20 protein-coding genes and 1 riboswitch are annotated in these 23,800 nt (G+C 60.5%); of the genes, 8 read left to right on the forward strand and 12 right to left on the reverse strand.

Translation table 11 applies throughout. From position 1 onward, the window contains the following. Positions 1-71 precede the first annotated feature (71 nt). On the forward strand, positions 72-545 hold the full coding sequence (locus tag L6963_RS03365) for a DUF4870 domain-containing protein (RefSeq protein WP_237206982.1): 474 nt from the start codon (positions 72-74) through the stop codon (positions 543-545). Between the two features lie 4 nt (positions 546-549). Here the strand turns inward: L6963_RS03365 and L6963_RS03370 are convergent, their stop codons facing one another. Then, on the reverse strand, positions 550-975 hold the full coding sequence (locus tag L6963_RS03370) for a low molecular weight phosphatase family protein (protein WP_237206983.1): 426 nt from the start codon (positions 973-975) through the stop codon (positions 550-552). Positions 976-1,237: 262 nt separating this feature from the next. Between L6963_RS03370 and L6963_RS03375 the strand changes: the two genes are divergently transcribed. Further along, a complete protein-coding gene (locus L6963_RS03375; protein WP_237206984.1) occupies positions 1,238-2,422 on the forward strand; it encodes a tyramine oxidase subunit B in 1,185 nt (394 codons plus the stop codon). A gap of 190 nt (positions 2,423-2,612) precedes the next feature. Here the strand turns inward: L6963_RS03375 and L6963_RS03380 are convergent, their stop codons facing one another. The 3 genes from L6963_RS03380 to vapB form a co-directional block, all read right to left on the reverse strand. Continuing rightward, on the reverse strand, positions 2,613-4,589 hold the full coding sequence (locus L6963_RS03380; protein WP_237206985.1) for a M13 family metallopeptidase: 1,977 nt from the start codon (positions 4,587-4,589) through the stop codon (positions 2,613-2,615). Between the two features lie 79 nt (positions 4,590-4,668). Further along, the gene (vapC, locus tag L6963_RS03385) at positions 4,669-5,070 is read right to left on the reverse strand and encodes a type II toxin-antitoxin system tRNA(fMet)-specific endonuclease VapC (RefSeq protein WP_237206986.1); all 402 of its coding nucleotides are present in this window, start codon (positions 5,068-5,070) and stop codon (positions 4,669-4,671) included. Beyond that, a complete protein-coding gene (vapB, locus tag L6963_RS03390; RefSeq protein WP_237199244.1) occupies positions 5,070-5,306 on the reverse strand; it encodes a type II toxin-antitoxin system VapB family antitoxin in 237 nt (78 codons plus the stop codon). The genes vapC and vapB overlap by 1 nt, the downstream gene beginning before the upstream one ends. A gap of 153 nt (positions 5,307-5,459) precedes the next feature. On the opposite strand from vapB, the gene L6963_RS03395 reads away from it, so the two are divergent. Next, complete coding sequence (locus tag L6963_RS03395) at positions 5,460-6,308, forward strand: Rho termination factor N-terminal domain-containing protein (RefSeq protein WP_237206987.1); 849 nt, start codon at positions 5,460-5,462, stop codon at positions 6,306-6,308. Positions 6,309-6,527: 219 nt separating this feature from the next. Beyond that, entirely contained in the window at positions 6,528-8,045 is a 1,518-nt protein-coding gene (locus L6963_RS03400) for an MDR family MFS transporter (protein ID WP_237209139.1), read from the forward strand. Positions 8,046-8,151: 106 nt separating this feature from the next. Here L6963_RS03400 and metE read toward each other — a convergent pair whose 3' ends face one another. Both metE and L6963_RS03410 read right to left on the reverse strand, forming a co-directional pair. Then, entirely contained in the window at positions 8,152-10,482 is a 2,331-nt protein-coding gene (metE, locus tag L6963_RS03405; RefSeq protein WP_237206989.1) for a 5-methyltetrahydropteroyltriglutamate--homocysteine S-methyltransferase, read from the reverse strand. 37 nt (positions 10,483-10,519) lie between these two features. Continuing rightward, positions 10,520-11,431: a methylenetetrahydrofolate reductase gene (locus L6963_RS03410; protein WP_237206990.1), complete on the reverse strand. Its 912-nt coding sequence runs from the start codon at positions 11,429-11,431 to the stop codon at positions 10,520-10,522. A 104-nt stretch (positions 11,432-11,535) separates the two neighbouring features. Further along, positions 11,536-11,625: riboswitch (SAM riboswitch) on the reverse strand. A 113-nt stretch (positions 11,626-11,738) separates the two neighbouring features. Here L6963_RS03410 and L6963_RS03415 point away from each other — a divergent pair. After that, complete coding sequence (locus L6963_RS03415; protein ID WP_423816796.1) at positions 11,739-12,725, forward strand: aldo/keto reductase; 987 nt, start codon at positions 11,739-11,741, stop codon at positions 12,723-12,725. A gap of 88 nt (positions 12,726-12,813) precedes the next feature. On the opposite strand, the gene L6963_RS03420 is transcribed toward L6963_RS03415, so the two are convergent. Both L6963_RS03420 and L6963_RS03425 read right to left on the reverse strand, forming a co-directional pair. After that, positions 12,814-13,239 (reverse strand): low molecular weight phosphatase family protein, encoded by a 426-nt coding sequence (locus L6963_RS03420; RefSeq protein WP_237206992.1) that lies wholly within the window; start codon positions 13,237-13,239, stop codon positions 12,814-12,816. A 117-nt stretch (positions 13,240-13,356) separates the two neighbouring features. Further along, on the reverse strand, positions 13,357-14,286 hold the full coding sequence (locus L6963_RS03425) for a hypothetical protein (RefSeq protein ID WP_237206993.1): 930 nt from the start codon (positions 14,284-14,286) through the stop codon (positions 13,357-13,359). A gap of 304 nt (positions 14,287-14,590) precedes the next feature. Between L6963_RS03425 and L6963_RS03430 the strand changes: the two genes are divergently transcribed. Together L6963_RS03430 and L6963_RS03435 are read left to right on the forward strand one after the other, a co-directional pair. Next, a complete protein-coding gene (locus L6963_RS03430) occupies positions 14,591-15,886 on the forward strand; it encodes an adenylosuccinate synthase (RefSeq protein ID WP_237206994.1) in 1,296 nt (431 codons plus the stop codon). Positions 15,887-16,008: 122 nt separating this feature from the next. Beyond that, positions 16,009-17,022 carry a magnesium and cobalt transport protein CorA gene (locus tag L6963_RS03435; protein ID WP_237206995.1) on the forward strand — a complete coding sequence of 338 codons (1,014 nt, stop codon included), beginning with the start codon at positions 16,009-16,011 and terminating at the stop codon, positions 17,020-17,022. Positions 17,023-17,135: 113 nt separating this feature from the next. Here L6963_RS03435 and L6963_RS03440 read toward each other — a convergent pair whose 3' ends face one another. Next, a complete protein-coding gene (locus tag L6963_RS03440) occupies positions 17,136-18,677 on the reverse strand; it encodes an MFS transporter (protein ID WP_423816797.1) in 1,542 nt (513 codons plus the stop codon). Positions 18,678-18,819: 142 nt separating this feature from the next. Here L6963_RS03440 and L6963_RS03445 point away from each other — a divergent pair, with 142 nt between their 5' ends. After that, the gene (locus tag L6963_RS03445) at positions 18,820-19,353 is read left to right on the forward strand and encodes a TetR/AcrR family transcriptional regulator (RefSeq protein ID WP_237196701.1); all 534 of its coding nucleotides are present in this window, start codon (positions 18,820-18,822) and stop codon (positions 19,351-19,353) included. Here L6963_RS03445 and treC read toward each other — a convergent pair. The 3 genes from treC to L6963_RS03460 all read right to left on the reverse strand — a co-directional run bounded on the left by treC (position 19,350) and on the right by L6963_RS03460 (position 23,502). After that, the gene (gene treC, locus L6963_RS03450) at positions 19,350-20,999 is read right to left on the reverse strand and encodes an alpha,alpha-phosphotrehalase (protein ID WP_237196704.1); all 1,650 of its coding nucleotides are present in this window, start codon (positions 20,997-20,999) and stop codon (positions 19,350-19,352) included. The genes L6963_RS03445 and treC overlap by 4 nt on opposite strands. Before the next feature lie 160 nt (positions 21,000-21,159). Next, on the reverse strand, positions 21,160-21,894 hold the full coding sequence (gene treR / locus L6963_RS03455) for a trehalose operon repressor (protein ID WP_237196707.1): 735 nt from the start codon (positions 21,892-21,894) through the stop codon (positions 21,160-21,162). Between the two features lie 402 nt (positions 21,895-22,296). Then, a complete protein-coding gene (locus L6963_RS03460) occupies positions 22,297-23,502 on the reverse strand; it encodes a cobalamin-independent methionine synthase II family protein (protein WP_237196709.1) in 1,206 nt (401 codons plus the stop codon). Between the last annotated feature and the right edge of the window lie 298 nt (positions 23,503-23,800).

Consider the following 23,800-nt stretch of genomic DNA (forward strand, 5'->3'; position numbering starts at 1 on the left):
CCATGCCCTGGCGAAGACGGGCGAATAGATAAGCTAGATAGCACAGTGGAGACAAGCAAAGGCGTACTACCATGACTGAACAGAATCACAACCCCTACGGCAACTACGGCAATCAGAGCGGGCCGGGGCAGGGTCCCAATGTTGCTTCCCCGACCTATGATGCTTACGGCAACCTTATTCCTGCTGATGCCAAGAGTATGGCCATGTTTGCCCATCTCTCGGGCCTGCTGGGCCTGATACTGACCGCATCTTTCGCGAGTTTTGTGGGGCCCCTGATCTTCTGGGCTATCTACAAGGACAAGCCGGGGTACGCCTTTGTACGCGTGGCCGCTGCGGGCGCCTTCAACTTCAATTTCACTCTCTGGCTAGTGAATATTGCCGCCTGGGTACTTACTATCGTGACTTTTGGAATAGCGGGTCTATTTACCTGGATTGTCTTTATTGCGGTATGGGTAGCCCTGATTGTCGTGCATATTCTTGCAGCGGTGAAGGCCAATAACGGTGAAGTTTTCACCTACCCCATGACCCTCACCGTATTGAAATAAAGCCCTAACGAGAAAGTTCGTCGAGCAGGGTCCTGACGCGGCTATCAATATCGTCGCGAATCAGGGCCATACGCTCTGCACCCTCAATACCCTGGTGGGAAGGCTCTACCGTTTCCCAACGCTCAGTCTTAGCCAGGATCTCAGGGTCATCGGTTTCAAGCTGGGCAGCAGTCCCCACAATAACAATGCGGTCTGCGGCAGCTAGATCTTCGGCCGACGCGAACTTGGGGGTACCTGCGCTCATATCTGCCCCAATTTCGGCCAGCGAAGCGGCCGACTCAGCGTTCACCGCACTGCCCACCGCAGCCTTGGTGCCCGCGGACGTCGCGCGCACGCGTCCTTGCGCATGAAGGTTCATCAGGGCCTCAGCCATCTGCGACTTACCCTTGTTGGACTGGCAAATAAAAAGGACGCTGGGGGTGGGGTTCACGAGGCCTCCTCGGGACTGGTGCGGGTGGGCTACTGCCCACCCTGGTGAGACACGTACAGAGATGACCTTACCGCCTCTTGCTTAACATCGCATGAATTCTTCAACGACCTGTCTAGCAGACTGAGCCGCTCTACAGCGAAAGCACGCGGAACAGGGCCCTACTACCTGCCAGGTATGCCCAAAAACTCATTTATCTGCACCCGGCAAAAGTGTTATGTTGATTCGTCTGAACTTTTAACACTCACAGTTGGAGATCCCCCGCTTGACTTCACACGACGCCTACCTCAACGCAGCCGTTGACCCCGAACTCAACCCCGTCTTCCCCCGCATCGACTTCCGCTACCTCTCAGAAGCCGACATGATTGCGGCGGGCGTAGAAGACGTCGCCGCCTGCACCGATGCCATGGAAGAAGCCCTGGCCCTGCACGCCCGCGGCGACTACCGCATGGCCGGCCACAACGGCGAATCCCACGGCGCTAAGGTACAGTTCCCCGTCAACCCCGCCCACGAAGGCATGCCCGCCGACGGCCCCGACCGCCGCTACGTCGCCATGCCCGCCTACCTGGGCGGCTCCTTCCGCACCATGGGCGTCAAAACCTACGCTTCTAACATCGACAACCGCGAGATTGGCCTACCCCGCTCCATTCTCATGCTCACCCTCAACGACGCAACCTCCGGCGCCCCCCTCGCCTACATGAGCGCCAACCTACTCTCGGCCTACCGCACCGGCTGCGCCTCCGGCGTCGGCGCCCGCCGCTTCGCCCCCAAGAACGCCAAAGTGCTCGGCCTGCTGGGCCCCGGCGTCATCGCCAAAGCAACTGTTGCAGCCCTCATCGAAGCCCGCCCCACGGTCGACACCATCAAGGTACTCGGCCGCTCCCAAAAAGGCATCGACACCTTCATCAGCTGGGCCGAAGAAACCTACCCCGGCATGAACGTCATCGCCGTTGAAGAACTCGAAGAAGTTGTGCGCGACTCAGACATCGTCACCTTCTGCACCTCGATTCACGTGGGTAACCCCGAAACCTACCCCACCGTCCGCCGCGAATGGGTCAAGCCCGGCGCCTTCTTCGCCATGCCAGCCGCCTGCAACCTCGACGAAGGCATGTTCGAACCTGACGTGCGTAAACTCGTCGACAACGCCGGTATGTACGACGCCTGGGCCGAAGAAACCGAACCCGGCAAGTCCCATAACTACGTATCCATCATCGGTTGCAAGTTCAACGACCGCATCCACAACGGCCTCATGGCCCCAGAAGAACTACGCGACATGGGCGAAGCCCTCAACCACCCCGCCCCCGAGGACGACGAAGAAAAAATCACCGTCTACTCCGTCGGCGGCATGCCCATCGAGGACGTCGCCTGGGGCACCGTGGTCTACCGCAACGCCGTCCGCAAGGGTATCGGCACCGTGCTGAACCTCTGGGACGTCCCCGCAATGTCCTAGCCCTCGGGTACGCAAAAGGACGCCGGTGAGTAGTTCACCGGCGTCCTTTTAGTTAAGCGGGGGTGCAGGGGGGGCTTTCCCCGGAAGGCGACTGGCTGGGTCTGGCATGAATCGAGGGAGCGCGCCAGCGCGAGCTCGAGAAGGTTAGTCGCCGGAGGGGAAAGCCCCCCTGCACCTTATATAGCTTCTTCTACCAGATGCGCACGCGCTCCTCCGGTGCCAGGTAGAGGGCGTTCTCGGGCTGCACATCGAAGGCGGTGTAGAACTCGTCGATGTTGCGAACCACTCCGTTGACGCGGAACTCCTCGGGGGAGTGCGGGTCGATCGCCAGGAACATCTCGGCGGTCTGCGGGCGGGTCTTCATGCGCCAGCCCTGGGCCCAGGAGATGAAGACGCGCTGGGTGGCGGTCAGCCCGTCGATGACGGGTGCGGTTTCGAGGGTGAGGCCCTGGCGTTCCAGGTAAATCTGATATGCCTTGAGCGCGATGGAGAGGCCGCCCAGGTCGCCGATGTTTTCACCCAGGGTCAGCTCGCCGTTGACGGTGAACTTTTCGGGGTCTAGACCGGTGGGGGTGTAGCCGTTGTACTGCTCGACCAGGGCCTTGGTGCGGGCGGTGAATTCTTCGCGGTCGGCGTCCGTCCACCAGTTGTTGAGCGCGCCGGTGCCGTCGTACTTGGAGCCCTGGTCATCGAAGCCGTGGCCGATCTCGTGGCCAATGACGCCGCCGATAGCACCGTAGTTGACGGCGGCGTCCGCGTCCACGTCGAAGTAGGGAGCCTGCAGAATTGCGGCGGGGAAGACGATTTCGTTGGCCGGGGGCATGTAGTAGGCGTTGACGGTCTGCGGGGTCATGAGCCACTCGGTCTTGTCAACGGGCTCGTTGATGCGGTTGATCTGGAACTCGTGCTCGAAGACGCCTGAGCGGCGCAGGTTTTCGAAGAGGTCGTCGGTCAGCTCCAGGGCGGAGTAGTCGCGCCACTTGTCGGGATAGCCAATCTTGGTGACGAACTTGCTGAGCTTCTCGAGAGCGCGGGCGCGGGTTTCGTCGGTCATCCAGTCCAGGTCGGTGATGGAACGGCGGTAGGCTTCGAGCAGGTCGTCTACCAGTTCCATCATTTTGGCCTTGTGGGTGGGTGGGAAGTGAATCGCCACGTACTCCTTGCCCAGTTCTTCACCCAGGGAGCCTTCGACCAGGCCGACGCCGCGCTTCCAGCGGTCACGCAGCTCTTCGGAGCCCGAGAGGGTGCGGCCGTAGAAATCAAAGTTCTCTTCAACGATGGCCTGGTTGAGGTAGGGGGCACGGGAGTGGGCCATGTGCCAGATGTACCAGAGCTTCCAGATAAAGAGAGGAGCGGTGGCCCACATCTGGGCGGCTGCCTCAAAATAGGAGGGCTGGTTAACCACAACGGTACCGGCCTTTTCGGTGGAAATACCCATGCCTGCCAGCCAGGTGGTGAAGGGGAAGCCGGGGAACTTCTCGTCTAGCTCGGCGGCGTCGACCGGGTTGTAGCGGGCATCGGCGTCGCGGGTGCGCACGTTATCCCAGTGGTGAGAAGCAATTTCGGTTTCGTGGGCGAAGACGGCGCGAGCGGCGTCTGCCGGTTCAAGCCCGAAGTTCTCGGCCAGGCCGGTCAGCTCAAACATACGCTCAATATGGGCGACGTAGGCCTCACGCAGGTCGGCGTATTTTTCGTCGCGGTAGTAGGACTCATCGGGCAGACCCAGGCCGGTCTGCGCCAGGTAGAGCACGTACTTCTCGGGGTTCTTCGCATCGATGCTGGTGTACCAGCCGAAGGGGCCGCCGTGGCCCTGACGGTCAAGTTCAGCCATCACACGCACGAAGTCCTCGGGGGTAGCTGCCTCCAGAACCGGCTGCACTTCGGCGTGCAGCGGGGCGGCGGCGTCCGCCTCAATTTTTTCGGTGTTCATGAAGGAGGAGTAGAGGGCGCCAATGCGTGAGGACGGCTGCTCGGCTGCGAACTTCTCGACGATGTCGCGCACGTGTTCCTCGGCGGCATCGCGCAGGAAGTACATGCCGCCGTCGCGGGAGCGGTCGGCGGGGATGACGTGGGCGTCGTACCAGGTGCCGTTGACGTGACGGAAGAAGTCGTCGGCGGGGCTGGTCGCGGGGTCAAGGAAGCTAGTGTCGATACCTGAGTTAGTCATATCACCTAGTTTAGGGGTGCGGACGCCACCCGTCAGGTGCCGTGCGCGGGTTCGGCTCAGAGCGTGAGGGAGAGGGGCTCTAGCTCACCCAGTTCACCACGCGTAGCGCCTCAACCCGTTCGAATTCCCGCTCGTTATTCGTGACCACCACCAGTCCACGGCTCCGTGCGTGGGCTGCGATGTGAAGATCGTTCTCGCCGATGATGCGACCTGTCTTTTGCAGCGTAGCCTTGATGTCACCAAACTGAGCTGCGGCGTCCATGTCGTAGGGCAGCACGGTGAGTCGGGAGAGAAAATCCTCAACTACCCGCATATTGTGCTCGGGCTGGGCGCTTTTTGCTGCGCCAAAAAACAGTTCAGCTGCTGTAATACTGCTGACGCACAGGCGGCTAGCGTTTTGGTTGAAAGTATCGAGAATTTCGGGTGGGCGCCGTTTCATCACATAGATCACGATATTGGTGTCGAGCATATAGGTCAGCATTAGAAGTCCTCGCGCTCAGGTTGGCTTCCGTCATCGCGGGAGCTCATAAAATCATCCGTTACGGCGGGAGCATCCGGGGCGAAGAAGCTGTCCCATACTGCTCCTTCCGGGGCTATGATGCGCTCCAAACCTACTTTGCGTACATTGACTTTTTTGACGTTTTCGCTAAAACGCATATGCGCGGGCAGGCGAACTGCCTGGGTTCTGTTGTTCATAAAAACTGTTGACTGAGTCATGAGAAACCTCCTGCTATATACATTAAATGTATACCTATATTGCTGAGGTGAACAGAGCGTGAGGGGGCGTAACCAAACCGCGCCGCGCTTGGGGTGGCACGTGACCGGGACTACGCTTAGACAGTAAGAACACTGATAACTGGAAGGTGAACCATGGGCAAGAAGCCAGAACTCAGCAAGGAACTCAAGCGCTCTAGCGACAAGGCACAAAAACGCTACGTGAAGGCATATGCCAAGGCCCTGGACAAGTACGGCGACGAGAAGAAAGCCCGCAAGAAGGCCCAGAAGAAGCTCGAGAAGAAGTACGAGCTGGTGGGTAAGAAGTACGAAAAAATCGCCGCGAAGGTAAAGGCAGAGAAGAAGTCTGACAAGAAGGACTCGAAGAATGTCGAGACCAAGAAGTCCCAGAAGGCTAAGAAAGTTGATCCCAAGAAGAGTGAGCCGAAGAAGGCAGATAAGAAGGACTCAAAGAAGAAAACCAAGAAGGGCACAAAGAGCACGGCCCAGCGGGAGGCTGAGCTGATTCTGGCTGAGACAGCTGAGAGCCCGGAGGAAGCTGCCGGCTACGAAGAGATCCTTGATGCTGAGAGCCTGGAGCCCGGCGACCTTGAAGCGTTTGAGGGCGGCCAGGAAGCCCCAGAACTGGATGTTCCCGATGCCGTAACCGAAGTTGGAGAAGACGAGGGGCTGGCCCCTGAAGAGGCTGATGAGCCCGAAGAGGCCGAGGAACTCTACGAGGAAACCTTCGCCAGCGCTGACCCCGCTGACTTCGACGAAGACCTGACCACCGAACCCCTGGCCGAGGCCCCTGCCCAGGAGGATGCGGCGTCCGCCCCCGACCTGCAGGATGACGATAACCAGACCTTCCTGGTGGCAGAGGTGCGCCCCCTGGCGGAACTGACGCGTGCTGAGCTCTACGAGCTGGCGAAGCAGCTTGAGGTGCCGGGCCGCTCGTCCATGAACAAGGGTGATTTGCTGATTGCGGTGCGCGCCGCTCAGTAAAAAACCTCCAGAAACTACTAAAAGGGACCAGAATACTCTGGTCCCTTTTACTTAGGACCAGATTACTCTGCGAAGTCCGTGTACAGATTGAGGAATTTGGGAGGAATCTGGTCCCTACTCGCACCTGTATAACCACGCCCACCAATACCTGGTGTGACCCGGGTCTGTGAGCAAGACGCTATATACGCTCTCCACGGCGAAGAGTAGGCTTAAACGCCTATGTCTTCTACGCAAACACACTCTCACCCCGAAACCGGAGCGCACGCGGTCACCGAACCAGCTGCGCACACCGCATCAATGCCCGCTGCCCATAAACTAGAGCGCCAGGAGTTCTTGCTCCTGGCCATTATGGTCATCGCGGCCTTCGTGCTGATTCTGAATGAAACCCTGCTGGGCGTAGCCCTGCCCGACATCATGGCAGACCTGAACATCAGCGCTTCAACCGCCCAGTGGACCTCCACCGGCTTCATGCTGACCATGGCCGTGGTGACTCCGGCTTCCGGTTTCATCATCTCCCGCTACTCCATTCGCACCGTCTTTGTCGCAGCCATGGCGCTCTTCTCCGTCGGTACCCTGGTGGCAGCTACCGCCCCCGGCATCGCCCTCTTGCTGGTCGGACGTGTGCTCCAGGCTGGCGGTACCGGCGTGATGATCCCCCTGCTCATGACCACCATGATGCGCCTGGTTGCCCCCAGCAAAATCGGTCAGGCTATGGGCATCATCGGCATGGTTATCTCAGCTGCTCCCGCAGCCGGCCCGACTGTCTCAGGCATCATTTTGAACGCCGCTAGCTGGCGCTGGCTCTTCTGGCTGATTCTGCCCATCGGCATTATCGCTCTGCTAATCGGTCTGCGTCTGGCACCTGCTGAGAAGCCCGAAGGCACCTCACAGAAACTCGACATCTTCTCCATCGTGCTTTCCACCCTGGGCTTCGGCGGTCTGGTCTTGGGCCTATCATCTATGGGCGGAGATTCCTCCCACGGCGGCGCTCACCTGCCCGTCAACCCCTGGGTTGTTGTAGCGGCTGCTGCGGTGCTCCTCGCTATTTTCGTACACCGCCAGATTCAGCTGCAAGACCGCGGCCCCTTCATGGATATGCGTATCTTCCGCGCCCGCCCCTTCACCCTCACCGTCATCATGACCTCTCTGGGTATGGGCGTCATGCTGGGAACCGCAATTCTGATTCCCCTCTACGCCGCCAACGTGCTGGGCATGAGCGCCCTGCAGACCGGTCTGATGCTGTTGCCCGGTGGTGTACTCATGGCAGTCTTGAGCCCCGTCGTGGGTCGCCTGTCGGACCGCTTCGGTGCCCGCACCCTGGTGGTTCCCGGCGCAGTTCTCTTTAGCGCCTCTATCTGGCTGATGAGCACCTTCAGCACCCAGACTCCCGTCTGGTACCTGGTGGGTACCTACATGCTCATGACTTTCGCCCTGCCGCTGGTTAACACCCCCATGATGTCCCTGGGGCTGGGCTCTCTTGATCACGAACTACACGCTTTCGGTTCCTCGGCTATGACCACCTTCCAGCAGGTGTCGGGCGCGGCAGCTACCGCCCTCTTTGTGGCCCTGCTGGGTATCGGGTCGGCTGCCCACGGCGGCACCGGCGTAGAGGCCTACATGGCCGGTGTGCACCTGGCCTTCCTGGTAGCAGCCTTCATGTCGCTGGGCTCTATCGTGGTAGCCCTGCTTCTGCCCGCCGGCAAGCAGGCTGCCGGAAGCGCCCCCATGGCCCACTAGGGTCGCACCTGCGCTTCACGGATGCAAGGACGCCGCCCCCGCCCTCCTGCCATCTGGCAGGTAGAGCGGGGGCGGCGTCCTTCTGCTGACCCTCTAACCCCGGGGCCTAGAGTGCCACCGTCAAGCTGGCTCGTACAGCCTCGGCAGCGGCAACCAGAGACTCGATGGAAGCCTTGGTCTCCTTGTAGGCGCGGGTCTTCAGGCCACAGTCGGGGTTAACCCAGAGCTGACGGGCGGGGATATGCTCCAGGGCAGTAGCCAGCAGTTTCTCGACCTCCTCGACCTGGGGCACACGCGGGGAGTGAATGTCCCAGACGCCGGGCCCGATGCCGCGATCGAAGCTCTCAGGCACATCGGCCAGCAGCTCCAGGCGGGAGCGCGCCGCCTCAATCGAGGTGACATCGGCGTTCAGGGCATCAATCGCCCCAAAAATCTCGTTGAACTCCGAGTAGCACAGGTGGGTGTGGATCTGGGTGGAGTCTGCAACCTGCGAGGTCGCCAGGCGGAAGGCACCGACCGACCAGTCGAGGTAGGCAGCCTGATCCTCGGCGCGCAGGGGGAGCAGCTCGCGCAGGGCGGGCTCATCCACCTGAATGATGCGGGTGCCTGCTGCCTCAAGGTCGGCAATCTCATCGGCCAGGGCCAGCGCAACCTGGGTCGCGGTCGCCGCCAGAGGCTGATCATCGCGCACAAACGACCAGGCCAGAATCGTCACCGGGCCGGTGAGCATACCCTTGACCGGCTTATCGGTCTGCTGCTGTGCGAAGCTAATCCACGGCACCGTAAAGGCATCACCGCGAGTACCCGCACCGCTACGCTTCACATCGCCCCACAGAATCGAGGGGCGGGTACAGCGCGACCCGTAGGACTGCACCCAGCCGTGCTCGGTCGGCGCAAACCCGTCGAAGTTCTCCGCAAAATACTGCACCATGTCGTTACGCTCAGCCTCACCGTGCACCAGCACATCCAGCCCCAGACGCTCCTGGAAGTCGATGACACAGCGAATCTCCTCCCGCAGATGGGCATCGAGCTCGTCCCTCGTCAGAGCACCCTTGCGGTAGTCCGCCCGCAGGGAGCGAATGTGGCTCGTCTGCGGGAAGGACCCGATAGTGGTGGTCGGTAGCAGAGGCAGGTTCAGGTCCTGCTGGGCCTGCTGACGCACCTGGGCGGACGGACGCTCGTAGTTTTCGGGAGTAATGGAGAGGGTGCGCTCGCGGATGCAGGGGTCGTTGACACCGCTGGACTGGGCACGGGCTGCCAGCGCTGCCCTGGCCTGTTCGACCTCGGTAGCGATAGCGTCGGGGCCTTCGGTGAGCCCTCGAGCTAGTAGGGAAATTTCGCTTACTTTCTGGTGGGCAAAGGCTAGCCAGCTGGTGAGCTTCTGGTCGAGACCGGTTTCAAGGTCCAGGTCGTAGGGCACGTGCTGCAGGGAGGTCGAGGTTGAGACGGACGCCGCCCCCACCGCCTGCAGGGTGTGGAGGGAGGCTGCCAGGTCGTTGCGCCAGATATTGCGGCCGTTTACCACACCTGCCACTAGCAGGGGAGCCGAATCGCCGCCGAAGAGGCGGGCGAGGGCGTCCTGATCATAGCCGGTAGATACAAGGTCAAGGTGCAGAGCCTCTACGCCCGAAGTGGCCAGGGGTTCTAGCAGACCGGCCAGATTGCCGTAGGGGCTGGTGACCAGCAGGGAGGGGCGGTCAGAGAGCTGGGTGAGCTCCCCGTAGGTCTTCTCAATGAGCTGCGCCAGCTCGGCTTCACTCACAGCCTGGTCAGCCCCCAGGGCGGGCTCGTTGAACTGAACCCAGCGCACACCGCGGCCAGCCAGGTGGGCGAGCAGATCCCGGTAGAGGGGCAGCAGGTCTACTAGACGGTCGAGGGGCGCGAAGTCGGCGGGGGCGCCGTCCTCAGCTTTTGCCAGGAGCAGGTAGGTGAGGGGCCCGGTGATGCTGGGGCGGGCGGACGTCCCCGCCGCCTCAGCGGCTGCCAGCAGGTCGTCGAGGGCTTCAGTGTTGAGGGTAAAGCCGGTGGTCGGGCCGATTTCTGGCACCAGGTAGTGGTAGTTAGTGTCGAACCACTTGGTCAGCTCCAGCGGAGGCAGGTACTCGGTGCCGCGGGCCAGGGCGAAGTAGCCGTCCAGGTCGATCAGGCCGCGGTCGTCGCGTACCGACTCGAAGCGGACGGGCAGGGCGGTGAAGAGGCGGGTGGTGTCGAGCACCTGGTCGTAGAAGGAGAAGTCCGCGGGAATAGCGTAGTCGTCGGTCAGGCCGCGCTCGGTGAGGGTGCGGTAGGAGTCCTGCTGAATCTTCTGGGCGGTCTGTTTCAGCTCGTTCTGGTCGGACTTACCCGCCCAGTAGGCTTCAACAGCGCGCTTGAGTTCGCGGCGGGCGCCGATACGGGGGTAGCCGGTGATGGTTGCGGTGGGGAAAACGGTGGTCATGGTGGTGTCTTTCTATAAGGTCTTGGGGCCGATATTTTTAGGCGTAGGTCAGTTCGGCCAGGGGGTTTTCAAAGCGGGTGCTGTAGCGGGGTAGGTCGACCCGCTCGAGAACGTCCAGCACCGCTGCGTGTTCATTGAAGGTGTAGAAGTGGATGCCGGGGGCGCCGGCGTCGAGGGAATCTTGGAGCAGACGGACGCCAAACTCCACCCCGATACGGTGCCGCTGGGCGTCCCCGCTTGCGGTTTCCAGGTCGTAGGCCAGCTGCTGGGGCACGGGCAGGCCCGCCAGCGAGCAGAGGGTGGTGAGCCTGCGCAGGCTGGTGACCGGCATGATGCCCGGAATCAGGGGCAGGGTCACCCCCGCGGTTCGGGCCCGCTGTACCAGCGCTTCGTAGCGGGAGGCCTCAAAGAAGACCTGGGTGATAGCGAAATCAGCCCCCGCCCGCTCCTTGGAGAGCAGAATTTCAATATCCTGCAATTCCGAGCTGGACTCCGGGTGCCGGGAGGGGTAGGCAGCCACCCCCACCGCCACGCGTCCTGCCGCAAGATGGGCAAAATCCTGGGTCTCCACCCGTCGAATGAGATCAACCAGGGAACGGGCAAAGGGGATGTCAGGGGCCTGGCTGCTGCCCGCTGGCAGGTCGCCGCGCAGGGCTAAAAATCCGCGGACGCCGATTGCCAGTATGCGACGCACAGCGGCTTCCAGCTCCTCGGCGCTGTGCCCCACACAGGTGAGGTGGGCCAGGGGAGTGAGCCGGGTTTCATGAACCAGATGGTCTAGCAGGGCCAGGGTTTTCTGCTTACGAGCCCGATCACCGGAGTAGGTCACCGAGACATAGTCGGGGTTAGTGGGAGCCAGCTGGTCGATAGTCGTCAGCAGACTCTCACAGCTGGCGGAACTTCGCGGTGGAAAAAGTTCATAAGAGAGCGCCGGTATATGGGTACTCATGGTTTCCTTACAGGTCGTTGGGTAGACCCGAAAGAATGCGATGGCCGCTCCCAAAGGTGGCGGGAGGGCGCCACACAGGGCGGTGGGTGGACCGCTGGTGATGCACTCTATCGGTCCTAGCAGGAGCACCTTTCCCGTCAGGGTGGTTGCTGCGACGTCGTTGAGCTAGGTCTCTCGGTCGCTCTGGATAGATTTGATGGTTCTACACTAAAAGCGCAGGTAGGGCGCTGGCAAGAAACCGCCGCTCTATGTACCTTTTTGACTCTGTGTCGGGTGTGTTGAGACACATGACAGTAATATGACGGGTATGAGTATTGAGTATCGCCAACTAGGAAAAAGCGGGTTGACCGTCTCGAACGTGGGCCTGGGCTGTAACAACCTGGGCCGTGCCACAACCGCCACCGAAACGCAAAGCGGAACCAACGCCGTCCTCACCGCTGCCGTTGAAGCCGGAATCACCCTCTTTGATGTGGCCGATATTTACGGGTCTGCACCGGGGGTTTCTGAAACCATGTTTGGGAAGGCTCTGCGGGAGACCGGGATTGACCGCGACGAGATTGTGATTGTCTCTAAATTCGGCATGGACATGGGTGGGGCCAACGGCACCGACCACGGGGTGCGCGGCTCCCGCCGGTACATTATGCGGGCGGTTGAGGCGTCCCTGAGCCGCCTGGGCACCGACTACATCGACCTCTACTTCCACCACACCCCCGACCCGGCAACCCCTATCGAAGAAACCCTCTCAGCTCTGGGCACCCTGATTGAGCAGGGCAAGGTACGTTACATCGGGTCGTCCAACCATACCGGTTGGCAGATCGCCCATGCTGAGCACCTGGGCCGGGCCCTGGGGTACCGCTACGTTGCGGCTGAGAACCACTACAACCTGCTTGACCGCCGCGCTGAGCTTGAGGTGCTGCCCGCCTCTCGCGAATTCGGGTTGGGTGTGCTGCCCTACTTCCCCCTGGCTAACGGGCTGCTGACGGGCAAATATTCGCGCTCTTTTGCCCCGGCGGACGGCCGTCTGGCCCGCATCAAACCCGACATCTTGGACGGCGCCAACTGGGACCAGCTCGAAGCCTTCTCAGCCTTCGCCGCCGAGCGCGGCCTGACCGAGGTACAGGTTGCCTTCTCGTGGCTGGCTCAGCAGGAGCCGGTTGCCTCCGTGATTGCCGGGGCCACCACCGAGGCGCAGGTGCGCGCGAACGCGGCTGCCGTCATCCGCCGGTTTGACGCGGACGAACTCGCCCGCCTCGACGAGATCTTCCCGGCCCCGCCGAAGGTGGCGCTCTTCTAACCCCCCATACAGCAAACGACGCCCCTTCCCTCTTTCCCGCAGCACTCCGGTGCGTGGAAAGAAAGATGGGGCGCCGTTGTATGCCGAACTAGTTAGTAAGCTCAGCCAGCAGGGCGCGGACGCGGGCGTCGATATCGTCCCGAATCAGGTTCATACGCTCAGCCCCCTCAACTCCATCGTGGGAGGGCTCAACTGTATTCCAGCGTTCGGTCTTAGCCAGGACGGCTTCATCCGTAGTTTCAAGCTGGGCTGCCCCACCCAGAATGACGATACGGTCAGCAGCAGCCAGGTCGTCGGCGCTCGCAAACTTGGGCGTACCCTTGCTCATATCCGCACCAATCTCAGCGAGCGAAGCGGCAGATTCAGCGTTGACCGCGCTGCCCACCGCAGCCTTGGTGCCTGCGGACGTCGCCCGTACGCGTCCTTGCGCGTGAAGGTTCATCAGGGCCTCAGCCATCTGAGACTTGCCCTTATTGGACTGGCAGATAAAAAGAACGTGGGGGATAGAAGTCATAGCTCCATCATAGGGTTCATCAAGAACTTCTACCTACACAAAAGCCCCACTCACCCTACCGCAGGGCGGTAGAACGAGTGGGGCTTGCATCAGCGTAGAAACAACTAGACGAAGAACCTACTTATTGCTGTACAGGACGGCATCGTGATCGAAATCCGTAGAAACATCAAGGGTAACGCTCGCCGGATCAGCTACACCAAAGGCAACATCAAAGGTGACAGACTCACCGGGCAGAATACGGCCGCTAGGAGCTGAACCAATATTCTGCTCAGAGTCAAAAATCTGTTCAACAGCCTTACCCCCTGAATTACCTTCAGCATAGAAGAAAGGCTCAAACGGTTCACTTGTGCCGTTCTCAATCGTCACGGTGAAAGCCACGTAATCCGTCAAAGACTCATCTAAACGTGAGGCGTACTCGCTGGGAACATAATCGGTGCGAGGCTCGGAGACAGTAAGGCGCAGACCGTCCTCAAACTCTGCCGTGTCGCCGAACTGCAAGACACCATCAATGGCAGTGGCTGAGCCAGGAGCTGCAGCAGAGTCTTCAGCGGCAGGTTCGGAAGAAGATACTCCGGGGCTAACAGATGCGACGGCAGAGGGAGTTGCTACAGCTGACTCAAGATCTTTTATTGCCTGCTCAAATTCAGGGTCGGTTGCCACGGTGTTAGCCACAACAAAAATCAGGACGATAGTTGAAACAATCGACCCAACGATCGATAGGACTAGGGCAACAATAGATGAAACCTTCTCTTTACCCTTCTGGAATAGACCGACGATAGAGGTCACAAAAGCTGCAAACAGAAACAGCCAGCCAAGGAACATGATGCCGGGAATGCAAGCCAAAATAAAGCCGAGAATGCCCAGGCCCAGAGCCACCAGACCAACCACGTTCTTAGGCTTTTTGCCGTTAGGTTGCTGGGTTGAGGCGTAGGGGTCCTGATAGGGGTACTGGCCCGGTGCGGCATAAGCCCCGGCAGACGATGCTGGCGCTTCGGGCTGATCGGGCTGAGAAGACGGAGTGTTGGGTGTGTATGGGTTTTCGCTCATACCTACCAGTTTAAAGACATTCTGAGTAAGCTCTGACTACAAGTCATATTATTTCTTAGTGCTTCATTGGTGACCTCTACCTAAGTCCTTTCAGCACACCTGCACATCTTCTAAAGTACCGCCCGGCGTCCGCCCACCCTCTACCGCTAGCAGCGCAAAACCTGGAACACCCACCCAAACACAAACCACCCTTGCTATCCTTAAGAATGGTGTGCCCTGCGTCCGCGCCGTCTGCACAGGCCGCGCAGCCCCACCCCACCGCCGTGAAACCCGGCGGTGACCACCCTATTCAGGAGTAAGACTTATGCCAGCAATTGTGATTGTAGGCGCCCAGTGGGGCGACGAAGGTAAGGGCAAAGCAACCGACCTGCTCGGCGGCCGCGTCGACTACGTCGTCAAGCCCAACGGCGGTAACAACGCAGGCCACACCGTCGTCGTCAACGGCCAGAAGTTCGAGCTCAAGCTCCTTCCCGCCGGCATCCTCTCAGAAAACGCTGTACCCGTTATCGGCAACGGCGTGGTCGTCAACCCCGAGGCCCTCTTCGAAGAAATCGACGGCCTTGAAGCTCGCGGGGCAGACACCTCCAAGCTCAAAATTTCAGCTAACGCCCACCTGGTAGCGCCCTACCACCAGACCATGGACAAGGTCACTGAACGCTTCCTGGGTAAGCGCGCCATTGGTACCACCGGCCGCGGTATCGGCCCTACCTATATGGATAAGGTTGGCCGTCTGGGTATTCGCGTGCAGGATATCCTCGATGAGTCCATCCTGCGCCAGAAGGTCGAAGGTGCCCTGCGTCAGAAGAACGAACTGCTGGTCAAGGTCTACAACCGCCGCCACGTTGAGGTTGAAGAAATCGTTGAGTACTTCATGAGCTTCGCCGACCGCCTGGCCCCCATGATCGTTGAGTCAACTCAGCTGCTCAACAAGGCCCTGGACGAAGGCAAGACCCTGCTCATGGAAGGCGGCCAGGCCACCTTCCTCGACGTTGACCACGGCACCTACCCCTTTGTCACCTCATCCAACCCCACCGCAGGCGGCGCCTCCGTTGGCTCCGGCGTTGGCCCCACCCGCATCTCCCGCGTCATCGGTATTCAGAAGGCCTACACCACCCGCGTTGGTGCCGGCCCCTTCCCCACCGAACTCTTCGATGACATGGGCGAATTCCTGCGTACCACCGGTGGTGAGTTCGGCGTGAACACCGGCCGCCCCCGCCGCTGCGGCTGGTACGACGCGGTTCTGGCCCGCCAGGCTGTGCGTATTAACGGCTTCACCGACCTCTTCATCACCAAGCTCGACGTGCTCACCGGTCTGGAGAAAATCCCTGTCTGCGTAGCCTACGACGTGGACGGCGTTCGCTTTGACGAGATGCCCATGACCCAGTCAGACTTCCACCACGCCAAGCCCATCTACGAGTACTTCGACGGCTGGACCGAAGACATCACCGAGGCTAAAACCCTCGACGAGCTGCCCGAGAACGCCCGTAAGTACCTTGAGAAGCTGGAAGAAATCTCCGGCTGCCGTATCTCGGCAATTGGCGTTGGCCCCGGCCGCGAGCAGACCATCGTCGTGCGCGACCTGATCGAGGACGAGAAGTAGGGCGGACGTCCGCGCCCCTTCCCCTGCACCGGGTAGGTACCATCTAAATCAGAAAAACCCACCAACTAGGTGGGTTTTTCTGATTTAAATGGTCTTTTTGTAGAAGGACTACGATAGACACCATGCCCTTACTCAACACACTCAACCACACCACCGGGGCCGTCACCGGCTACGACTCCCTCGCCGACCTTGCCCGGGCCTTCACGCCCGGCACCGATTGCGCTTATATCGGCCTGGTTGACCCCTCCCGCGACGACCTCACCACCCTCACCGGCCTCTTCGACCTGCACCCCCTCGCCGTTGAAGACTCCGAGCAGGGCCACCAGCGCTCCAAGCTCGATCGCTACGGGAGCACCTACTACCTGGTGCTCCGCCCGGCGATCTACCTCGATGACACCGAAGAGATCCGTTTCGGTGAAACCCACATGTTCGTGGGCGAGAACTTCGTGATTTGGCTTGTCAAAGATGCCCTGCGCTCTGTCGACACCACCCAGCGCACCATGGACGCGGTCTTCTCGGGCGCACTGGAGAGCCCCACCATGCAGGCCTACCCGCTGGCCTTCCTGTACCGGGTACTCGACATGCTCGTGGATGGCTATTTTCCCGTTATCGAGGGTCTAGAAAACGACGGCGACGAAATCGAGGACACCCTCTTCGCCGATAACTCCGAAGCCAGCGAGATATCGCAGCGTATCTACAGCCTGCTGAACGAGGTCAGCGACTTCAAACGGGCGGTCAAGCCGGTGGGGCAGATGTTAGATCTACTGATGGGGCGCATTCGTATTCAGGCTGAGGCCGGTGATGAGCACCAGCTTGAGCTGCTCCGCCATTTCCGTGACGTGAAAGACCACGTCATTAGTGTGACTGACCGGGTAGACGACCTGCGTTCCTCCCTCGAGAATGCTCTGGCGGTGAACTCAACTATCGTGGCTGAGCGGCAGAATGACGACATGAAGAGAATATCGGCCTGGGCAGCGATTCTGGTGGCCCCCACCGTCATTGGCTCGATTTACGGCATGAACTTTGACGTGATGCCCGAACTTCACTGGACCTTCGGCTACCCGGCGTCCCTGCTGCTGATGGTTGTGGTGTCCTTTGGGCTGTGGGTGGTTTTTAAGAAGAAAGAATGGCTTTAGCGGTCTGCTGGCCTACTCCCCAGAAAAGACCATTTAAATCAGAAAAACCCACCTAGTTGGTGGGTTTTTCTGATTTAAATGGTACCTACCTTGAAGGGGCAGGGCGGGCAGCTCTACATCTTCACCCCGCGCAGGGTGCGCACCACCATCACGGCGCAGATCAGCATGAGCACTACGCCAATGGCCGAAGTGTAGACCACGCCGGAGTCGAAGGCGTGCTGGGCCGAAGCCAGCAGGGCAGCGCCGGTTTCCCCGCCGATGCGTTCGGCGGTTTCCGCCGCCCCACCCAGGGTCTCGCGGGCGGCGTCCGCGTCCGCTGCACTAATCCCCTCGGGTACCACCAGGTGGGCAACATAGGCCGCGTTCAGAATTGACCCCAGAATCGCGGTGCCCATGACCGAGCCGGTCTCGTAGGCGGTCTCGGAGATAGCGGACGCCGCACCCGCCTTGTGCGGGGGAACAGCGGCCAAGATGATGTCGTTGGTCAGGGTTTCAGCAAAACCAATGCCCACACCCAGCAGGGCAAAGGCCACCAGAATACCGGTATCAGAGCCTGAATCGGCGGTGAAGAAGACCAGGCCGAAGGCTGCCGCGTTCATCAGCAGGGCACCTGAAATGACGATCCAGGGCTTGAGGACTTTAACGATATAGACAACCACCAGGCCCGCAATAACGGTCAGTACCAGACCGGGCAGCAGCAGGAGGGCGGCGCTGAAGGGGGAGTGGCCGCTGACCAGCTGCAGGTGCTGGGAGACGAAGTAGAGGAAGCCAACCAGCGAGAAAATCGCCATGAGGTTGGTCAGTACCGCGCCGGTGAACTGCTTGTTGGTGAAGAGACGGACGTCCAGCATGGGGTTGGTGCGGGCCAGCTGGCGGCGGGTGAAGACAATACCGCAGATGGTTGCTACCAGCAGCAGGGCGACGGTGAGCAGGTCGAAGCCGTCGTGGGCAAAGTGCTTGATGGCGTAGACGAAGGGGGTCATGGTCGCCATGATCAGGGCGATGCTGACGAAGTCGATGGCGCCGGGAGCCGGGTCCTTGGAGTTAGGAATCAGCCAGAAGCCCAGCAGGAGCATGGGCAGCAGGACGGGCACGGCCATGAGGAAGACCGAGCCCCAGTAGAAGTGCTCCAGCAGGAACCCGCCGACGACCGGGCCCAGGGCTGCGCCGCCTGCGAAGCCTGAGGCCCAGATGGCAATAGCGGTGCGGCGTTCGGTGGCGTCGGTGAACATGTTGCGAATGATGGAGAGGGTCGCGGGCATGAGCATTGCCCCGAAGATACCCATACCGGCGCGGGCGGCAATGAGCCAGGCGGCGGTGGGGGCGAAGGCGGCGGCAGCTGAAATAACGGTAAAGCCGAAGCCACCCAGTAGCAGCATGGTACGGCGACCGAAGCGGTCGCCCATGCTACCTGCGGGAATGAGTAGACCCGAGAGAATCAGGGGGTAGACATCGTTGATCCAGAGTAGCTGGGTGCCGCTGGGCGAGAGCTGGGCTGAGATCTCGGGCAGGGCGAAAGAGAGCACGGTGTTATCGACCGAGACCAGCAGTACCGGCAGCATGAGCACAGCCAGGGCTGCCCAGCGACGGGAATAGGGGGCGATTGAGGATTCTTCAGTGGTGACGGCTCTCATCTGGCCGGTTGCGGGGTGCATGTCTGCTCCTTCGTGAGGACGGCTACCTGGGGTTGGGTGCCCGCTGGGTGCGGGTGTTGCGTCGGTAGCTTTAGTTCAACACAGATTACTGTACCGTCTGGACGGTTTTGTTTTCAAGTGCCAGCCCGGTAGGGTGGAACACATGAGTTCTCGCGAAAAAATCCTCGACGCCTACGAAGCCCTGCTCATTGAAGAGGGGGAGCGGGCGGCGTCCATGAACGCTATTGCCGCCCGTGCCGGGGTGTCCAAGGGAGGGCTGCTCTATCACTTCCCCGATAAGAGTGCCCTGATCGACGGGCTGTTGGAACGGGCCTGGGCGCTTGCTGAGCGGGATTTCAAGGCCATGGCAGATGACCCTGCCGGGGCCTGCGCCTACTATGTGCGCACCTCCATGTACCAGGACACCCCGTTTGACCGGGTGTTTGTAGCCACGTCGCGTCTGCGTCAGGACGCCGCCGAGAAGGTAGCCGGGGTCTATGACAGGATCCAGGGTCGCTGGTTTGAGATGATTCGGGCCGAGGTGCCCTCGGATGCGGTGGCGCGCGCTATCTTGCTGATGGGGGACGGGCTCTACTACAACGCGGCGGTCGCCAGTAGTGAGTCCCGCCCCAACCTTGCTCTCAGCGGCGATATGGACGCCCTGCTTGAGGTCGTGGAGCAGCTGAAGGGGCGCTAGCTAGCCAGTACAGCTACCGTCTCGTAGGGCCGCAAGACCAGCTCGCTGGTTCCCAGCTCAGGCTCATTCTTGTAATTACACAGAAGCACAGACCCCGCCGCGAACTCGGCAGGCAGCTGCACGGGGGCGTCCTTACCGTAGAAGTTGCAGAGCACCAGCAGGCGCTGGCCCTCGTACTCTCGCACGAACCCGTAGACGCTCTCGTGCTCGCGGGCAAAGGGTTCGTAGGAGCCCTCAGCAATCAGAGGCATCGTATGGCGCAGGCGCACCAGCTCCCGGTAGAAGGGCAGAATGGTGCCCTCAGACTCTTCGCGCTCCACGTTAATGTCGGCCTGCGAGGTAGGCATGAGCCAGGGCTTTACCCGCGAGAAGCCGGCGAATTCGGAAGAATCCCATTGCATGGGGGTGCGGGAGTTATCGCGGGACTTCTTGGTGACAATGCGGAAGGCCTCGGCCTCGCTCACGCCCCGCTCCTGCAGAATGGCAAAGGCGTTGTGGGATTCAACGTCTACGTAGTCATCCATGGACGAATAGACCGGATCAACCATGCCGATTTCTTCGCCCTGGTAGATGTAGGGGGTGCCGCGGGTCAGGTGCACGGCGGCAGCGAGCATGGTGGCGGACTCAGCGTGGTAGCGCTCCACATCGCCAAAGCGGTTGATGGCGCGCGGCTGGTCGTGGTTGTTCCAGAAGGACGCCTGCCAGCCGCCCCCTGCCTGGATGCCGACTGCCCAGTCGGTCAGCAGACCCTTAAGAGCCATGAAATCAAAGGGCACATCAGACCACTTTTCGGCACCGTCATAGTCCACCTTGAGGTGGTGGAAGGAGAAGACCATGTCTAGCTCTTCATTGGCTGGGTTGGTGTAGCGCACGCTACTTTCGATGGTGGTCGATGACATCTCACCCACGGTCACGGTGCCCTCGGTGTTGCCAAAAGTGGCCCGGTGCAGTTCCTGCACCCAGGGGTGCACGCGCTCGGTGTCGGTGTAGATGAGCTTGTCGTTCTCGCCGGGTGCGGCATCTCGCAGGTCCTCGGCCTTGCCAATCACGTTGAGTACGTCAAAGCGGAAGCCGCGAACGCCCTTGTCCTTCCAGAAATTCACGACCTTAAAGAGTTCTTCACGCACCCTGGGGTTGTGCCAGTTCAGATCTGCCTGGGTCACGTCGTAGAGGTGCATGTAGTAGAGGTCGGTGTCGCCAAACTGTGACCAGGCCGGGCCGCCGAACTTGGACTCCCAGTTGGTCGGCAGGGAACCGTCCTCCTGTAGGGGGCGCAGGTAGAAGAAGTCCTGGTAATCCTTCTCGCCGGCCAGAGCCCGCTGGAACCACTCGTGCTCGGTTGAGACATGGTTGAGCACCATATCGAACATCACCCCGATTCCCTCTCGCCCCAGGGCTGCAATCAGCTCTTCGGCGTCCGCCATGGTGCCCATCTCGGGGTCTACCTCGTAGTAGTTAGCGATGTCGTAGCCGTTATCGTTCTGCGGTGAGACGAAGAAGGGGTTGAACCAGACCATGTCCACCCCCAGGGAGGCAATGTAGGGGACCTTCTCGATAATGCCCCGTAAGTCGCCCACCCCGTTGCCCGTCGAGTCGTAGAAGGACTTGGGGTAGACCTGGTAGATGACCTTATCGTGAAAGCTCATGGTGTGCTCCAAAGGGTAGGACGCCGGTGCTGGGGTAGGTGCGCCCGGTGGGTGGGGGCTGGGGTAAAAGAAAAGAAGCGCACCCCGCCAAGCGGGGTACGCTCCTTAACCTTACCTGTCTAACAGGTTGTTCAGTCTGTATTACAGCCGATGTGGAACTTTATTCAGAAACCGGAATTTCCTGGCGGCGGTGCGCGAAGTCCAAGTAGCGGAACTTGTCGGCGCGGTGGCGGGAGATGGTGTACTGGAAGGCGGTGCCGTCCTCAAGCACGGTGATTGAGGTGGTTACCGCAACGTACTCGCCAGCGTGCAGGTTCAGGTACTTGGCGTCGTTGGGGGTGGCCTGCTCGATGGTGATCTGCTTGGCGGAGGAAACGATGCTCAGACCCAGCTCGCCCTCGAAGTAGTGGTAGAGGGAATCCTCAGCGACCTCGCGGGGAATTTCGGCTACTACGCTCTTGATGATGTAGTCATGGTCGATAATGGCGGGTGCGCCGTCCATGTGGCGAACTCGCATGATGTGGGTGACGGGCACCTGCTCTACGGAGCCGTCCGTCAGGGCCTGGAAGGGTACATGCGGCAGCAGGGCGTCCTCAAGCTCAACCAGTTCAGTCTGGGTGTCGCGGCTAGCTGACTCGGCAAACTCCTTGTAGCTGACCAGTGACGATACGGGAATGGAGTAGCGCTTGTGGTCAATGACCAGGGAGCCCTTGCCCATGATGCGCTGGATGTAGCCGCGGTCGGTCAGAATCGCCAGAGCCTTGCGGGCGGTCTCGCGAGAGACGTTGTACTTTTCGGTCAGCTTCTTTTCGCTGGGCAGCAGATCGCCGACGCCGTATTTACCTTCATCAATATCACGAGCCAGGTCGTGGTAGATGCGTTCAAACTTTCCCATTTGGTTCCCCTATATAACAGGTGCGAGAGCACATTGTGTGAGATGGAGTGAGAGTTTCACACGGTGATTGTGTTTCCCTATAGTCTAGGGCGCAGCCCCGATGTTTGCGAGAGACCCACATGTAAATGTGTGTCACACGTTAGACAGGAAGGTGACATGCCGGTTTTTTCCAGGAGGGTACGAGTTTGACCTGCAAAAACTTTGGTTAGCGAGAGCACCCCTGACGGGAATGTGGCGCGAAACGCACTTTCCGGTTGTAAGAAGCGGCCCCCACCAGCGTCCGCCCGCCTCCCCTCACCCCGCAGCAAGGGGACCGCATAACTTCAAAGGGACCGCATATTATGAGGTCCCTTTGAAGTTATGCGGTCCCCTTTAACGGTGGGGTGGGGTTTAGCCCTAGTCCTAGCCGAAGAGGCGCTCGCTGGCGATACGGGCGCCTGCCGTCAGTGATTCCAGCTTGGCCCAGGCAAGGTCGGGGTGCAGGCGTCCGCCCAGACCGCAGTCGGTTGACGCCACCACGTTCTCCTTGCCCACCACCTGAGCAAACTGCTCGATGCGCTGGGCAACCAGCTCAGGGTGCTCAATCAGGTTGGTCGAGTGCGAGACAACACCTGGAATCACGTACTTGCCCTCGGGCAGCTCCAGGTTCTCCCAGACCTTCCACTCGTGGGCGTGCCGCGCGTTAGCGGCCTCAAAGGTGTAACCGGCTGCGTCAATAGACAGCAGGGTGTCGGCCAGGTGCTTGAATTCCAGGTCGGTGCTGTGAGGCCCGTGCCAGGACCCCCAGCAGAGGTGGAAGCGGGTCTGCTCGGTCGGAATATCCTCCAGCGCGTAGTTGAGGGCATCAACCGCCACCTGAATAAAATCAAGGTAGTCGCGGACGCTGGGCTCAGGGTTAATCTGGTCCCAGCCCTCAGCCACCGACGGGTCGTCGATTTGCAGGGTAAAGCCGGCATCGGTGATGGCCTTGTACTCTTCCTTCAGCACGTCGGCCCAGGCGTAGATGTGCTCCTTATCGGTGGGGTAGTAGAGGTTACCCACGCGAGCAGCAGAGCCCGGCGACAGGGCCGCCACAAAAGCGCTGTGCACCCCCTTGCCCTCGGTCGCTGCGGTGAGGTTGCGGACGTCCCGCCCCACCTCGTCCTGCCCCTGGTAGGTCAGCGGGGCAACGGTGACGGGGAAACTGCGGTCTGGGTCGTTGCCCAGGTCGAGCTCTGCGGTGTAAAAGTCCTGGAAACGGGTCCAGTCGCGGCGGTCGGCAAAGCTGGTGTACTTGAGCTTGCCAGGCTCGGAGCGGTGCACCTCGTTCGCGGGGTTGCCCTCGGTCAGCAGCTTCAAACCGCCGGTGCGGGCAAAAGAGTAGTGCCACCAGGCACCGTAGTCCACCGCCTGACTCATGGCATGCCCGTACTCGCCGTCGTTCACAATGTCGATACCGATCTCAACCTGGCGGTCAATCACTGCCTGGGTTTCCTCGGTCAGAATCTGCTGGAAATCTGCCTCGTCGATGCTGCCATCGCGGCGGGCGGCATTTGCTTCAATCAGGCGCTGGCTGCGCGGCAGGGAACCAACGTGGGTGGTCAGAATACGGTCGGTATTGATGGGCATGATCTGCTCCTGGGGTAGTCCTACGGCTGTAGAGGCTGCTTGCGTCAGCGGCCTTGACTCCAGCTAACACCCGCACCCGGTAAACCCCCAAACTCTTTTCGGTCTAAGACGGCACATTTCAAAAATGAACTACAGTGACGGCTGCGCGTCATACGCGCGTCATGAGCGCCTGCCTCATCGCAAGGGGACCGCAAAACCTAAAAAGGACCTCATATTATGCGGTCCCTTTTAAGTTTTAAGGTCCCCTTTGAGAGGGAACGGTGCGGAACCGTCCGCCCCTAGTCATCCCCAAGAGCTA

Source organism: Rothia nasimurium, assembly GCF_928392795.1.
In the GTDB taxonomy this organism is placed as follows: Bacteria; Actinomycetota; Actinomycetes; order Actinomycetales; family Micrococcaceae; genus Rothia; species Rothia nasimurium_F.